The following is a 13,680-nucleotide window of genomic DNA, read 5'->3' on the forward strand; positions in this document are numbered from 1 at the left end:
GCCAGTCGAGTGCCACTTGAAAGGCTTCGATGGCCGCGTGTTGACACTCCGGTCGATGGGGCGCGACGGATTGCCGCGCCGCCACGATGCGCCGACAGCACGACATCGGCGCATCGCACGGGCACGCCTCGGCGCTATCCGCGAGTACGGCCGGTGGCCAGCAGCATGCTCAAATACCCGTCCCGCAGCGGCGGCTTGGGCCGCACCTCGTGGACGTCCAGGTCGTACGCGCCCGCCGCGATGCTGGCCACCACGTCGGCGCGCTGCAGTGCCACCGCCGGAAACATCCGCGGACCGACGCTGTAGCCGAGGGACCCGAGCATGACCGTCACGGCGAAGGGCGACCCGGGCCGCAGCGCGTCCAGGAACCGACCGATCGCGTGCTCGGCCTCGGCGCGGTCGGCCGAGATGGAGCAGGCCACGAAGAACATCGTGCCGGCGCTCCACACATGCCTCGGCAGGGTGAAAACGCTGGCCCGCACCACCCTGCCCACCTGCGCCAGGCGCCGACGCGGGTCCGCCAGTGCCGCGTACGCCGGGTGCTCCGCACACACCTGCCAGTACGGGTCCCAGAGCTGGTCGTAGCTGTCGACCTGTGTGCGCAGCCAGTTCACATTCGCCGCCGACCATTCACACAGGTCGACGGCCTTCGCGAACGGCAGAAGCGACAGGGCCGGGTACAGATTCGCTCCCGATCCCACGTCGACGCACCGCGCGTCGGAGAGCTTCGCCTCGGCGAAGAAGTCTCGGATGCGGCAGAGTATTTCCCGATCGTCGGACCGCAGATCCGCGTAGTTGTGCCGGACATATGCCTGCGGGTCGAAGCTGTCCCACTCGACGTCGGAATTGACCGGCCTCGGTGACTGAATCGGCGAGCGTGGCGTCGACTCGCCGCAACCGCCCCCAGTCGCCGGGGTCAACGCCATGGACTGGCCTCCATCGGGTCGGCGGATCACATTGGTCGCTGAAGCGGCGCTCGGTGTTGTCCATTATCTATCGAAGGTGGCGTTGGCCCACAAGTGCAGGAACTTCACCGTCCGCCGAGATTGACGACGACGGGACGCTGGCCGGCTGCCCCACGTACTGCGAACTAGGTAATTCTTGCTGATGTGGGGCGGTTGCCGTCTTGGCACGATGGCTGCCAGCGGGTGTGGATCCAGCGGCTCTCCCATGCCCCGGCGAACCGGTCGTCAGAGACCGCAGAAGGGCTTCATGATGAACAACATTACGGACGACGGCGAGGCCGGCGTTGACGTGTCAGCGCCGGTGGTCAGCCGGCACAGTGTCACGGTGACCGCCTCGGCGGACGCCGTCTGGCGGATCCTCACGGACATTGACGCATGGACGACCTGGCTGCCGGAGATCCCGTACGCACGCCTGGAGACACCCGGTCCGCTCGCGCCGGGCTCCGTGTTCCGCTGGTCCGCAGCCGGCATGGAGATCGAGTCGACGATCGTTCAGGCACGACCGCAGGAACGCCTCGTGTGGCGGGGATACGGTGACGGGCCGAACGGCGTCCTCGGCGTTCACGTCTGGGCGCTCACTCCGGCCGGCGACGGCGTGGAGGTGTCGACCGAGGAGTCCTTCGCCGGCCCGCCCGTCGATGCCGACCCTGCCCAGTTCCAAGGGGGCCTCGACGCGACCCTCGCCCGGTGGCTGGATCGACTCAAGCGCACCGCCGAGGCGGCGACCGCCTCATGAAGAACCGTATGGTTGCCGTCGCGACGGCAGTGGTCGTGGCCGGCGTCATGGGCGCCGCAGGTGCACCGGCTCAGGCCGAGGCCAGGCACGATGGCAGCTCCGACCGCGCGGCGCTGCGGTGCGCGGGAAAGACCGTCGACACCGCGGCGAAGATCCGCTACCGGACGGAGACGACGATCGACGCCCCGCTACGCGCCGTCTGGAAGATCCAGACCGACGTCGAGAGCTGGCCGTCATGGCAGAAGCCGGTCCTCTCCAGCAAGCGGCTCGATCGTGGTCCACTGCGTCCCGGTTCGTCGTTCCGATGGACGACGCCGGTGCCCGAGACCGCGTTGAACCCCGCCACGACCCTCGTCGTCACGTCCACCGTCCGGCAGCTCCAGCACCAGAGGTGCCTTCGGTGGGACGGCCCGGCGATCGGTGCCGGGCTGCGCATCGACGAGGGCGTTCACGTGTGGACGTTCACCGAGATCGACGGCCGGGTTCTCGTGCGTACCGAGGAGACGTGGCGCGGTGAGCAGGTGGAGCAGGACGCCGAATTCTCCACCGTGGCTCTCGGCGAGGGCCTGAAGACGTGGTTGACGGAGCTGAAGACCCGGGCCGAACGGGAGTGTGAGCGGGCCCGCCGCTGACGCGGCTCACGGCCCCGCCGGTCTCGTGCCGGCGGGGCCGTTCGCCGCCCGATCGACCCGGACCCGTCAGCGCAGGAGTTCGCGCAGCTGCCGGCGTGAGGTGATGCCCAGCTTGCGGTAGAGGTTGCGCAGGTGGGCGTCGATCGTTCGCGGGCTGACGAACAGCAGCGCGGCGACCTCCTTGGTGCCCGCGCCCGAGGCGACCTTGCGGGCGACGAGCAGCTCCCGCGCGGTCAACCCCGCCAGCGGATCGGCGTGGTCGGCCAGGGTCGGCTCGCCGATGGCATCCAGTTCGCGGGCGGCGCGGGCGGCGAAACCACGCGCGCCGATGGTGGAGAGCAGGTCGTGTGCGGCACGCAGCTCCACCCGCGCCTCGGCGCGGCGGCCGACCCGCCGCAGCCACTGCCCGTGGAGCAGGCGGGCTCGCGCGTAGTGGACCCGCATTCTGCTCCCGGCGAACCGGCTGATCGCCTCGCGGTAGCGGTCCTGCGCGCCGAGCCCCGGTTCCAGCAGCGCACACGCCAACAGATGCGCACCCGTCGTCCACGCGTTCGGATTGACCCGTGCGACGGCCCCGATCCACTCCGCTGATTCCTTGGCCGCTTCGGGACGTCCCACGTACGCTGCGGCTTCGACCAGCTCGTGGTGGAATGCGGTGACCGCGTACGCGCCACGCCGATGCTGGTCCTGCACGAGCAGCAACGCGTTCAGCGCGGCCTCGTGGTCGCCGCTGCCGTTGCACAGCACGCCGTTCGCGTAGGGCAGCGCTGTGGGGTTCACCCCTTCCCAGCCGCGCAGCTTCTCCTGAACCTCCCGGAACCGGTCGACGTCTCCGCTCCATGCGGCGAGCATCAGGTCGGACCCGACGAGGTTGAACGTCCCTGCGGCCTCGTCGACAGCACGCGCCTCGGTGACGCAGACCTGCGCGTCGGCGAAGCGACCCATGATTGTCCGTGCGACCGCCTGGAAGCGCAGCGCATGGGGAAGGATCGCGTAGGCGCCCTGCGCCCTGGCGAGTTCCACCTGGCGGTCGACGATCTCCTCCATGGCGTCGCTGTCACCGAGGTCAACGCTCAACGCGCAGGCACGCTCCATCCACCACGGATCCGCGTCGGGTGTGCGGGCGTACTCCCGGTAGGCGTCGACACTGCGGCGCATCAGGGGCATCGCCTCCTCCACCGGGCGGAGGTTCTGCTCGACCAACGCGTGCAGCAGCAGGTCGACCGGACGTGGCGGCTGACGATGTGGCACCCGTTCCCGGATCTGCAGGGCGAGCCGCCGTAGCCTGCCGGGGTCGTCGACGCTGAACATGAGCGACGCGAAGGCTTCCAGGTAGGTCTCGCGAACGTCATCGGGCCCCACGCCGTCGGCGGCGTCGACGAGGGCGATCGTCGCCGGGATGCTGCGTGTCACGTGATAGTCGATCGTCGCGCGCAGCAGTCGCGCGGCGCAGTGGTCGGCCGACTCTGGCTGGCGACGCTCGGCCTCGTTCACGAGCTCCCGGGCAGCAGAAGGCGCCCCCGAACTCAACCGTGCCCGGGCCGCGGCCATCAGGCGGCGTGCCTGCTCCGACCGGCCCGGTGTCAGTCGGGCCCCGGTCTCGAGGAACGCGGCCACGGCCGCGAATCCGCCCCGGCGTTGTGCCCGGCCGGCCGAACGCTCCAGTTCTGCCGCTGCTCCCTCGTCCGGGCCGGTGATCGCGTTCGCCCGGTGCCAGGCGCGCCGGTCGGGATCGACGTCGACGTCCGTACCGGCGGCGAGCGCAGCGTGCGCCTGCCGTCGCGGCTCGGCACCGGCCGACCGGTACACAGCGGAACGCGCCAACGGATGCTGGAAGTGCACCCGGGGCCCGATCACCAACAGGCCGCTGTCCTCGGCCGCGGCCAGGTTCGCGGCGTCCAGCCCCTGGATCGCCATGGCGCGCCGCAGCAGAACGAGATCGCCCGTCGGCTCCGCCGCGGCCAGCGCCAGAACCGAGCGCGTGGGTGCGGGCAGTCGCAGGAACCGCTTCGCGAACCGGTGCTCCACCGCGCCGTGGCCGCCGCCCCCGGGTAGTCCGAACGGCCCGGCGTCGCGGGCGATCTCCACCAGGGCGAGAGGGTTGCCGGCCGCTTCGGCGAGGATCCGCTGCAGGATCGCCGCCTCGTGGCCGAACGGCGCCCGATATCGCAGCAGGGTGAGGGCCTCCGAGTCGGTGAGCCCGGTGAGAGGGAGAGCGGGTAGGCGACCGAGTTCCGGCACCGCGGCGGCGTCGCGGGCGGCGAACACCATGGCGACCCGCTCCGCCGCCACGCGCGCCGCGACGAAGGCCAGCACCTGCCGCGAGCCGGCGTCGGTCCACTGCACGTCGTCGACAACGCAGAACACCGGTCGACGACGGCCTACGGCACTGAGCAGACCCAGGACTGCCACGCCGACCAGCATCGGGGTCGGCGTGACCCCGGCGCGCAGCCCGAACACCGCCTCGAGCGCGCTGCGCTGCGGCGCGGGGAGCGCAGCGCGGCGGTCGAGCACGGGCGCGCACATCTGGTGCAGGGCCGAGTAGGGCAGCTCGCTCTCGAACTCGATACCACCGGCCCGTAGCACCTGCCATCCGTCGAGCCGTGAAGCGGCCACCCCGAGGAGCGTCGACTTGCCGATCCCCGCGTCACCGAGAACGAGCATCGCCCCGCCACGGCCGCGCGCCGCGGGGTCCGTCACCGAGGCGATCTCGCCCAACTCAGGCTCTCGAGCGACGAAAAATCCTGACCTGATAGCTGCCATCAACTTCCGCATGTCGCCGGACGAATGGTCGATCGATGGTATCCACGGGAGCCCCGGTCGAGCCGATCGTCGCCAGGGCTGGAGTCGGTGCTCCTACGAGCGCAACTCGAACAGTTCCAACTGGATGCCGTCGGGGTCTCGTAGATAGAGGATCTTCGTCCCGGCCAGCGGGCCCGATTCGACGCCGTCCCCATCCTGGAGCACGACCGGGTCGGCGTTGACGTGCACGCCCCGCTCCACCAGGGCACGGTGCGCCGCGTCGAGGTCGTCGACCTCGAAACACAGGTGCATCACCCCGACGTCGCAGTTGCGCCCGGTGAAGGGCCTCGGCTGCGGGCTGTCGTACTGGATGAGTTCCAGAAGAACGTTGTCACCGGCCAGTGCGAACGATGCCCGCATCGACGCGTTCTCGACCTCGACGACGGCACCGATCGCCGGGTTCGCCGCCGAGATCGTCACGCCGGTCGGCGCGATGCCGAGAACGTCCTCGTACCACCTCACCGACCGCGCCAGATCGCTGACCGGCACTCCGATGTGATGCATCCTGGTCACTTTGCTCATGATCCCCATCCTCGACGGCGGTACCACCACTGTGGAAGGCACGGATCTTCCGCGTACCGCTGGTACCACCCAGCCATTGGCACCAATGGCGGATCATGGTGTTCATGAATGACCTCGGCGCGGCGCTGCGGGCCTGGCGGGACCGCACGGACCCGGCCGCGGTCGGCCTCACGAGCGCATCACCTCGCCGCGTCGTCGGGCTACGACGCGGAGAGCTGGCAGCACTGGCCGGCATCTCCCCCGAGTACGTGGCACGCCTCGAGCAGGGCCGGGCCGCCACACCATCCGCGCAGGTGTGCACCTCCCTGGCCCGCGCGCTACGACTTTCCGACGACGAGGAGGCGCACCTTATGCGCCTCGCCGGGTTCGCCGCGGCCCCCGACCGGATACCCCACCTGATCCCCAGCAGCCTGCACCGCGTCATCGACCACCTCGGCGACACCCCCGCGGCCGTCTACGACGCCGCGTGGCGGCTGCTGCACTGGAACCGGCTGTTCGCGGCCGTCTTCGGCGACCCCGCGGGCGCCAGCGGCGACGATCGCAACGCCCTGATCGTCCAGTTCGAATCCCGCAACCCCCGGGTGCGGCAGACCGACACCGAGCGCGCCTACTTTGAGCAGTCGTTGGTAGCCGATCTGCGCGCCACCAGCGCCCGCTATCCGAACGACCCCGACGTGGCCGCACTGATCTCGCGGATGGCCGGTAACGACAGGTTCCGCCACCTCTGGGCCCTCCGCGCGGTGGCCAGTCACGAGAGCGCGCACAAGACCGCCGTGCACCCGGACGTGGGCGCCATCCCACTCGACGCCAACGTCCTGACCACTCAGAACACCGACCTGCGCCTCGTGGTCCTCACGCCTCGGCCCGACACCGGCGCTCGCGAGAAGCTGGACCAACTGGGTTGACGCATATGTCGACCATCTGCTTATGTTGATGACATGACTAAGCCCTCCGCGGCTATGCGGGAACCCACGTACTTCATCCTCGCCGCGTTGCAGGACGAGCCGTTGCACGGCTACGCCATCGTCAAGCGCGCGCAGGAGTTGTCCGACGGGCGAGTGCGGTTGACGACCGGCACGCTGTACGCCGCGCTGGACCGGCTCGCCGGCGAGCAGATGGTGCGGGTGGCGGAAGAGGCGGTGGTCAACGGTCGCGCCCGTCGCACCTATGAGCTGACCGAGCGCGGGCTGTCGGCACTGCGCGAGGAGGCGGCTCGGATGGCCGCTGCGGCCCGGGTCGTTCGAGACCGTTCCGTACGGTCGACGGCCGCGACGGCTCGGACGGCGCCGGCATGACCGGCCTGGAGCGCCGCTACCGGTGGCTGCTGCGCGCGTACCCTCGGGCGTACCGGCAGTACCGCGCCGACGAGATGCTGGAAACGCTGCTGGTCGCGGGCGAGACGGACCGGAGGCACCCGAGGCTCCGGGAGTCCCTCGCACTCGTGGTGGGAGGTCTGCGGGTCCGCTCCGGTGTGGACCAGCTCCGCTCCCGGGACACCTTGCGACACTCCGCGCTGCGATCGACCGTGCTGTCCCTGCTCGTGTGCGGCGTTGCCCTGACGGCCCTGCCCCTCACGTGGCGCCTGTGGCTGCTGTTGCCGGGTAATTCGGCCAGCTTTCTGTATGAGCGAAGCTCGGTCACGCCCGCATTGCTGCTTCTCGCGCTGACCGCCGCAGTGTGGGCTCGCTACCGCCTCGCCCTTCCCCTGACCATTGGCGCCTTCGGCTGGGAAATCTGGCATTCCATAGCGAACGACCTGAGGTACGCCGTAGAGCCATGGGCAAGGTACGACTCTGCCTTGGGGCTCCGGACCGGCCTCTACCTGATCATGCAAATTTCCACGTGGATATGCCTGTTGGCCGTGTTGACAATGGTGCCGCTCCTTCGAGCTCGCCAACCACGGGCCACGCGACAATGGACCTGGCTTATCAGCGCCACGACAACCATGGCGATCATGACGCCCAACCCACTCAATGGCTGGGCAGACGGATTGACCCTACCGGTCATCATGGCCGCCGGGCTGGTGGCGGCCCTCGTGGGCGCGGTACTAGATGTGCGGGTGTCGATCGCGGCCAGCGCGGTCCTTCTGGCGCTGATGCTGCCGATGCTGGCCTATCAGCCGACCAATTGGACGCTCTACGGTTGGGACTGGAACCCGCGAAACGTGCTCCTCGAGGTCGTGGTCGGGATTTTCGCCATCAACGTCGCGGTCAGCAGAATGGCCGCCCGCCGGCAAGTCACCCTGTGACAGTGCTCCGCGACGTTGCTGAGGTGCGGGACATCCGCTCGGTCCGGACTGGGTGCGAGTCTGAACGCGTGACTTCCCGATCGACGCACATGTCCATATGAGCCTGGTAGCGGCGTTCGTACCGATCTGGATCCTCACCGCGGTCGGTTACGGGGCCTGTCGTTGGGGCCTGCTGGGCGATGCGGCGGCGTCGGTGCTCGGCCGATTCGTGTTCCACCTTGCGATGCCAGCCGCCCTGTTCCTCGCCCTGTCCCGAATGCCGCTGTCCGGGTTGGCCGGCCGCCCGCTGCTCGCCTTCGGGATAAGCACCGCCACTGTCATCGGGCTCGGGTGGGTCGGCGCGAGTTGGCTGTTCGGTCGCACGCCCGGCGAACGGCCGATCTGGGGCATGGCCTCCGGGTACGTGAACTCGGCGAACCTCGGCATCCCGATCGCCACGCAGGTTCTCGGCAACGTGTCGTTCCTGGCAGAGGTGGTGCTGCTGCAGGTGCTGGTGGTGACACCCGTGATCCTGGTCGCCCTGGACCGGCACGGCGACCCGGCCGGGCGGGTACGGGTCGCCCGTATCGCCTCCCTGCCGGTACGCAACCCGGTGATCCTGGCGTCGCTGCTCGGTGTCGCGTTCTCGGCTACCGGCCTGCATCTACCGTCGGCGGCCGGCGCGTCGCTCACCCTGCTGTCGGGTGCCGCGGTTCCGGCCGCCCTGGTCGCGCTCGGCGCGTCGCTGCACCGCACGGCGCTGTCGCAGGCCGAGCCAGCCGAGCCGGGCGAGCTGGCCGTGATCACCGCTTTGAAGCTCGTCGCGCAGCCGGTCATCGCGTACGCGGCCGGGCTGGCCCTGCACCTGTCCGCGCCGCAGTTGCTCGCCGTGGTGGTGTGCGCCGGCCTGCCGACGGCGCAGAACACGTTCATCTACGGTCAGGAGTACGGCGTCGGCGAGGCGGTGGCCAACCGAGCGGTGGTGGTGACCACGACGCTGTCGCTGGCAACGCTGACCGCGGCGGCGACCCTGCTCGGGTAGGCCGGTCAGCTGACTCGTCCAGAGCCATCCACCACTGGGAAGGACGGCCACAGCAACCAACAACCCGACACCTAACGTGCCCTCACCGTGTCTCTAGGTCATCATACTCATGTGACGACTGTCGACTCTCATCAACCACCAGCGCCCATTGCCGTCGCGCCCTCCTCACTACCGCCTGTGGTGGAAGCTAACCTCCTGCTCAGCGGAGCTAATTCCCCACTCCACACTGGCCCGACTGGCTAATCCGGAGGGAATCGGTGGCATCCACAGGCAGTGAGCGACGGCACCGGCCGAGCCTACAGATGGTGGCCGCCTTGGCCGGGATTATCGTGAGCGTCGTCGCCGCCGCGCTCGTGCTAATCGGAGATAACAGCCAACAGTCGCCGTACCCTGGTCCCTACCCAACTTCTGGTGAGCCATCCTCGAAGCCGTCCCCTGGTACCAGCGTCAGGCCGTCCGAGCAGTTCGAGTACCAGATCAAGCTGCAGAACAGTCGACGAGCACTGTTTCAGGGCAATCTGTTCATCACAGCCGACCAAGAGGTCGAGGTAACCAGGTCATTCATGGTCAGGGTTGCTCTCTGCGGTCCGCAAGCCACCACGAAAGCGTGGTGTAGCACGGAGGTGAGGCCGTCGGGCGTCGGGCTGCAATCGGAATCGCGGTCCGCGAAGGTCCTGCTCGGGGGCCGCGTTCAGGTGCACCTGGCATCCCCCGACGATCGCCTGCAGGTTCGCCGCAATGATCGCGACCAGGACAATGTGCCTCAGCCGTTGACCGATCCCGGCGACGCCGCTTTGTGGGTCTGGGTTGCGCAGGCGTCGACGCCTGACACGTACACGATGTGGTTGACGATTCGCGTGTTGGACGGCAAGAACGACGAGCCGTTGGTGCCAGACGAGATCATCCCCATTCAGCTCACCGCGCGTCGTGTCCCGACCAGCACGCAGCCGAGCAGTGAAGATGCCAGTCGCGGCCCGGCCGTTGACGAATCAGCCCTACCAGGCTCGCAGGCCACAAGTCAGGCGGCCGTTCAGCCTGCTCAGGGCGACGCCGGGCAGTCCACCTTCGACCGGGTCGTAACGGTCCTGGCGCAGGTGGTTGTCCCGATCATCGTGGCGCTTATCGGAGCCGGACTGCTGGCGAACCGCATACGTCGCCGCGGCCCTCCCGGCGGCGGTTCCGCATCGGCGGTCCAGCCGCCCACTGCCTCCCCCTGAGCACCCCGCCGTTGACCGCCGGCCACGACCAGTGACACAGCGTCACCGGTATCCGTGACGTGGTTGCACTGACGGGTGGCCGCGAACGCTGCTGTTATGGGTGCATGTCCACGACACCCGTCATCGACGTCGACCCGCTGAACCTCACACACGGCGATTTTCGCGCTGTGAGTGATCGTTCCTCCAAGGTGCGAATGGGCGTTCCGCTCCAGCAGAGCGAATTCTCGCCCCTTCTACGTCCTCGGCGGAGCCGTTCTCGCGGACCTCACCCTCGGCGGTCGACTGATCGCGGCGGATCGAGGTCGGGTGATGAGCGTGGAGGGTCACCCACCATCGGATGACCAACGCAGAGATCCGAGAAAGGAGACAGGAGTGACCTCCCCGCCTTCCGCGCCGGATACCGATCTGGAGCCGACCCGTCCTTCGCGACGGCGGTGGCTCTGGATCGTCTCCGGCACCCTCGCCATCGTCGCGGCCGCCGTCAGCCTCGGCGTCGCCGCACTTCAGCTCGGCCTGCCGTGGCAACTGGGCGAGAACGACCGGAACCACGTCTACGAAGGCGCTGCCGGTTCGCAGCGCTACCAGGTCCACCTTCCGCCCCAGCACGACGGGACGGCCCGGCTCCCGGTCGTCATGGCCATCCACGGCTGCGCGATGACCGGCTACGGGTGGAACTCCATGAAGTCCACGACGCAGCTCAACAGCCTGGCCGACCGGGAGGGCTTCATCGTCGTCTACCCCACGCAACTGATCTCCCGCAACGTCATCGCCTGCTGGAACTCCGCCGACCCACGGCATCAGCAACGGCACACCGGCGAACCCGCGCTGTTGGCTGGTGTCGCCCGCGAGGTGGTCCAGGAGTACGACGCGGATCCGGCGCGCGTGCACGTAGCTGGTGCCTCGTCGGGCGCGGGGACGGCGGTCATCCTCGGCGTGACCTACCCCGACGTCTTCGCCACGGTGACCTCGGTCGCCGGCGGCGAGTACGGACTCAACCAGGTCGACCCGGACGACCCGGACGCCACCCCGCCCCTGGACACGGCGCGTCAGGGCTGGGCACAGATGGGCGACCGGGCCCGACGGGTGCCGCTGCTGGTCATACAGGGCGAGCAGGACGAGGTCGTGCCGCCCCTGGTCGGCACCCGACTCGTCGCCCACTGGATCGCGGTGAACGACCTCGTCGACGACGGGCTGCCCAACGACAGCCTCGACCCGACCACGAAGACCGCGTCCGTGCCGGGCGCCGCCGACCGGCACGCGTACACGCGGACGACGATCACCGCGCCGGACGGCTCGTCGATCGTCGAGGCGTACCACGTCCAGGACATGGGGCACGCCTGGCCGGGCCCCGACGGTGACGGCAGGTACACCGATCACGCGGGCCCGGACGCCAGCGCGATCATGTGGGAGTTCGCCGAGCGCAACCCGATGTCGTGAGGACCGCGTCGCCGGGTATCGGTCGTTCCGTGGACAGGTCGACCGGCCGCACCTGCTGTGGTCACGGTGCGCCGATACGACCTCGACGGAAAGAGAGCACGAATGAAGAGATCCGAGCGGTGGATCGAGTGAGATCGTGGCTGCGCGGCAACAGCCGCACGGCCGCGCGCAAACCTGTGTCCGCTGTGGACGTTGTTGTCGGCGGGGCCGTGACCCACAAGCGAAGGGTTTGACGACCATGGCGCACATCGATCTCGGGTTGGACGAGAAGCAGTTTCCCGGCATCTCCGGACCGATGCGGTACCGGCCGGAGACGGCGAAGCCACTCAACGAACTGGCCGAGGTGCTGCTGCGTGCCCCTCACTCGCTTCCCGCCGGTGAGCGCGAACTGATCGCCGCGTACGTGTCCGGGCGTAACGACTGCAACTTCTGCTGCGCGTCGCACTCCGCATTCGCCGCAGCGCAACTCGACGAGGGTTACTCCCTCGTCGACCAGGTGCGCGCGGACCTGGACACCGCCCCGATCTCCGCCAAACTGCGGGCACTGCTGCGCATCGCCGGTGCGGTACAGATCAGTGGTCGCGAGGTCACCACCGAACTCGTCGACGACGCCCGCGCCGAGGGCGCCACCGACCTGGAGATCCACGACACCGTCCTGATCGCCGCCGCGTTCTGCATGTTCAACCGCTACGTCGACGGGCTCGGCACCTTCGCGCCCGAGGGCCGGGACGCCTACGCCGAGACCGCACGTCGGATCGTCGAGGTTGGTTACGGGGCTGCGGTCAGCGGGCCGCCAGCCGCCTGAGCACAGACACGGGTGACCACACCCCGATCCCTCTGCGATGGTCGACGGACAGGCCCGGCCATGCCCGGCACCTGTGACGCTGGAGGGATCGATGAACCTCGCACGCCGGCTGCTCCCCGCGACGAAGCAGCTCCGAGCAGACATGGTTGACCGGCTGGGCGCGCTCGTCGCGCTCGAGTCGGCACCGGGCTCGCTGCCCCACCTCGAGTCCTGTGCCGACCTGCTCGCCCGTTGGGGCGAGGAGGCGCTCGGCCGGCCCGCCTGTCGGGTCGTGATCGACGGTCTGCCGCACCTGCTGTGGCCGGCCGCCGATCAGCGCGTGCTGCTCCTGGGCCACTTCGACACGGTCTTCCCGGTCGGCACGATCCGGTCCAGGCCCTTCACCGTACGCAGGGACGTGGCGACCGGACCTGGCGTCTGCGACATGAAGGCCGGGATCGTGCAGATGTTCACGGCACTGCGACTGATCGAGGACACCTCGTCCGTCGGCGTGCTGCTCACCTGCGACGAGGAGACCGGGTCCGTCACGTCACGGCCACTGATCGAACGCGAGGCACGGCGTTCGGGTGCCGTTCTCGTCTGCGAGGCGGCCACCCCGGACGGGCAGGTGAAGGTGGCCAGGAAGGGCGGTTCGGTCTACCGCGTCATCGTCGAGGGTCGCGCCGCCCACGCGGGCGTCGAACCGCAGCGCGGAGTGAACGCCACAGTCGAGGTCGCCCACCAGGTTCTCACGTTGGGTGCGCTCGGCGCGATGGACAGCGGCGGCACCTCCGTCACACCGACCCTGCTCTCCGCTGGCACCACGACGAACACGGTGCCGGAGCGCGCCAGTCTGGCCGTTGACGTGCGGGCCTGGACCAGAGACGAGCTGGAACGCGTCGATCACGCCATCCGCGCTCTGGTGCCGTTCCTGCCGGAGGCGACGCTGGCCGTACAGGGCGGGATCAACCGTTACCCGATGTCCGAAGAGCTCGCGCGACCACTGCTGAAGTTGGCCCAGTCGGTCGCCCGTCAGCTCGGCATCCCGGGCCTCGTCGGCGCGTACGCGGCCGGCGCGTCCGACGGCAACTTCACCGCCGCGTTGGGCGTACCGACCCTGGACGGCCTGGGCGCGGTCGGCGGCGGGGCGCACGCCGCCGACGAGTATGTCTGCCTCGACCGGATGCCCGAACGGACGGCGCTCCTGGCCGGGCTCGTCGAGGTTCTGTCCACATCAGAGCGTCTCGGATCTTGACCCACCGACGTGATCCCGTAACGTAACGTGCTCACCGCCGGCACACGACCGGCAGCGAGAG

General features: G+C 69.2%; 13 protein-coding genes. 10 read left to right on the forward strand and 3 right to left on the reverse strand.

The genetic code is table 11. The features are described 5' to 3' along the window. Positions 1-134: 134 nt before the first annotated feature. A complete protein-coding gene (locus ACFYPG_RS05310) occupies positions 135-926 on the reverse strand; it encodes an SCO2525 family SAM-dependent methyltransferase (RefSeq protein WP_355008755.1) in 792 nt (263 codons plus the stop codon). 286 nt (positions 927-1,212) lie between these two features. Here ACFYPG_RS05310 and ACFYPG_RS05315 point away from each other — a divergent pair, with 286 nt between their 5' ends. Beyond that, positions 1,213-1,701, forward strand: coding sequence for an SRPBCC family protein (locus ACFYPG_RS05315; protein ID WP_387350432.1), 489 nt, complete (start codon positions 1,213-1,215; stop codon positions 1,699-1,701). Then, entirely contained in the window at positions 1,698-2,333 is a 636-nt protein-coding gene (locus ACFYPG_RS05320; protein WP_387350434.1) for an SRPBCC family protein, read from the forward strand. The genes ACFYPG_RS05315 and ACFYPG_RS05320 overlap by 4 nt, the downstream gene beginning before the upstream one ends. A gap of 66 nt (positions 2,334-2,399) precedes the next feature. Here ACFYPG_RS05320 and ACFYPG_RS05325 read toward each other — a convergent pair whose 3' ends face one another. Both ACFYPG_RS05325 and ACFYPG_RS05330 read right to left on the reverse strand, forming a co-directional pair. Further along, entirely contained in the window at positions 2,400-5,108 is a 2,709-nt protein-coding gene (locus ACFYPG_RS05325; protein ID WP_387350436.1) for an AAA family ATPase, read from the reverse strand. 81 nt (positions 5,109-5,189) lie between these two features. Beyond that, a complete protein-coding gene (locus tag ACFYPG_RS05330; RefSeq protein WP_355008751.1) occupies positions 5,190-5,657 on the reverse strand; it encodes a VOC family protein in 468 nt (155 codons plus the stop codon). A gap of 104 nt (positions 5,658-5,761) precedes the next feature. Here ACFYPG_RS05330 and ACFYPG_RS05335 point away from each other — a divergent pair, with 104 nt between their 5' ends. The 8 genes from ACFYPG_RS05335 (at position 5,762) to ACFYPG_RS05370 (ending at position 13,619) form a co-directional block, all read left to right on the forward strand. Continuing rightward, positions 5,762-6,562 carry a helix-turn-helix transcriptional regulator gene (locus ACFYPG_RS05335; RefSeq protein ID WP_387350439.1) on the forward strand — a complete coding sequence of 267 codons (801 nt, stop codon included), beginning with the start codon at positions 5,762-5,764 and terminating at the stop codon, positions 6,560-6,562. A 33-nt stretch (positions 6,563-6,595) separates the two neighbouring features. Continuing rightward, positions 6,596-6,952, forward strand: coding sequence for a PadR family transcriptional regulator (locus tag ACFYPG_RS05340; RefSeq protein WP_387350440.1), 357 nt, complete (start codon positions 6,596-6,598; stop codon positions 6,950-6,952). Next, a complete protein-coding gene (locus ACFYPG_RS05345; protein ID WP_387350442.1) occupies positions 6,949-7,905 on the forward strand; it encodes a hypothetical protein in 957 nt (318 codons plus the stop codon). Before ACFYPG_RS05340 ends, ACFYPG_RS05345 begins: the two co-directional genes overlap by 4 nt. 97 nt (positions 7,906-8,002) lie before the next feature. After that, positions 8,003-8,926 carry an AEC family transporter gene (locus tag ACFYPG_RS05350; RefSeq protein WP_387350444.1) on the forward strand — a complete coding sequence of 308 codons (924 nt, stop codon included), beginning with the start codon at positions 8,003-8,005 and terminating at the stop codon, positions 8,924-8,926. Positions 8,927-9,255: 329 nt separating this feature from the next. Then, positions 9,256-10,143 (forward strand): hypothetical protein, encoded by an 888-nt coding sequence (locus tag ACFYPG_RS05355; RefSeq protein WP_387350446.1) that lies wholly within the window; start codon positions 9,256-9,258, stop codon positions 10,141-10,143. Between the two features lie 372 nt (positions 10,144-10,515). Next, positions 10,516-11,580: an alpha/beta hydrolase family esterase gene (locus ACFYPG_RS05360; RefSeq protein WP_387350448.1), complete on the forward strand. Its 1,065-nt coding sequence runs from the start codon at positions 10,516-10,518 to the stop codon at positions 11,578-11,580. A 238-nt stretch (positions 11,581-11,818) separates the two neighbouring features. Then, positions 11,819-12,385 carry a carboxymuconolactone decarboxylase family protein gene (locus ACFYPG_RS05365; protein WP_355008744.1) on the forward strand — a complete coding sequence of 189 codons (567 nt, stop codon included), beginning with the start codon at positions 11,819-11,821 and terminating at the stop codon, positions 12,383-12,385. A 91-nt stretch (positions 12,386-12,476) separates the two neighbouring features. Next, positions 12,477-13,619 carry a M20/M25/M40 family metallo-hydrolase gene (locus tag ACFYPG_RS05370; protein ID WP_387350450.1) on the forward strand — a complete coding sequence of 381 codons (1,143 nt, stop codon included), beginning with the start codon at positions 12,477-12,479 and terminating at the stop codon, positions 13,617-13,619. Positions 13,620-13,680: the final 61 nt, after the last annotated feature.

The organism is Micromonospora sp. NPDC005553, from assembly GCF_042871765.1.
Classification (GTDB): Bacteria; Actinomycetota; Actinomycetes; order Mycobacteriales; family Micromonosporaceae; genus Micromonospora.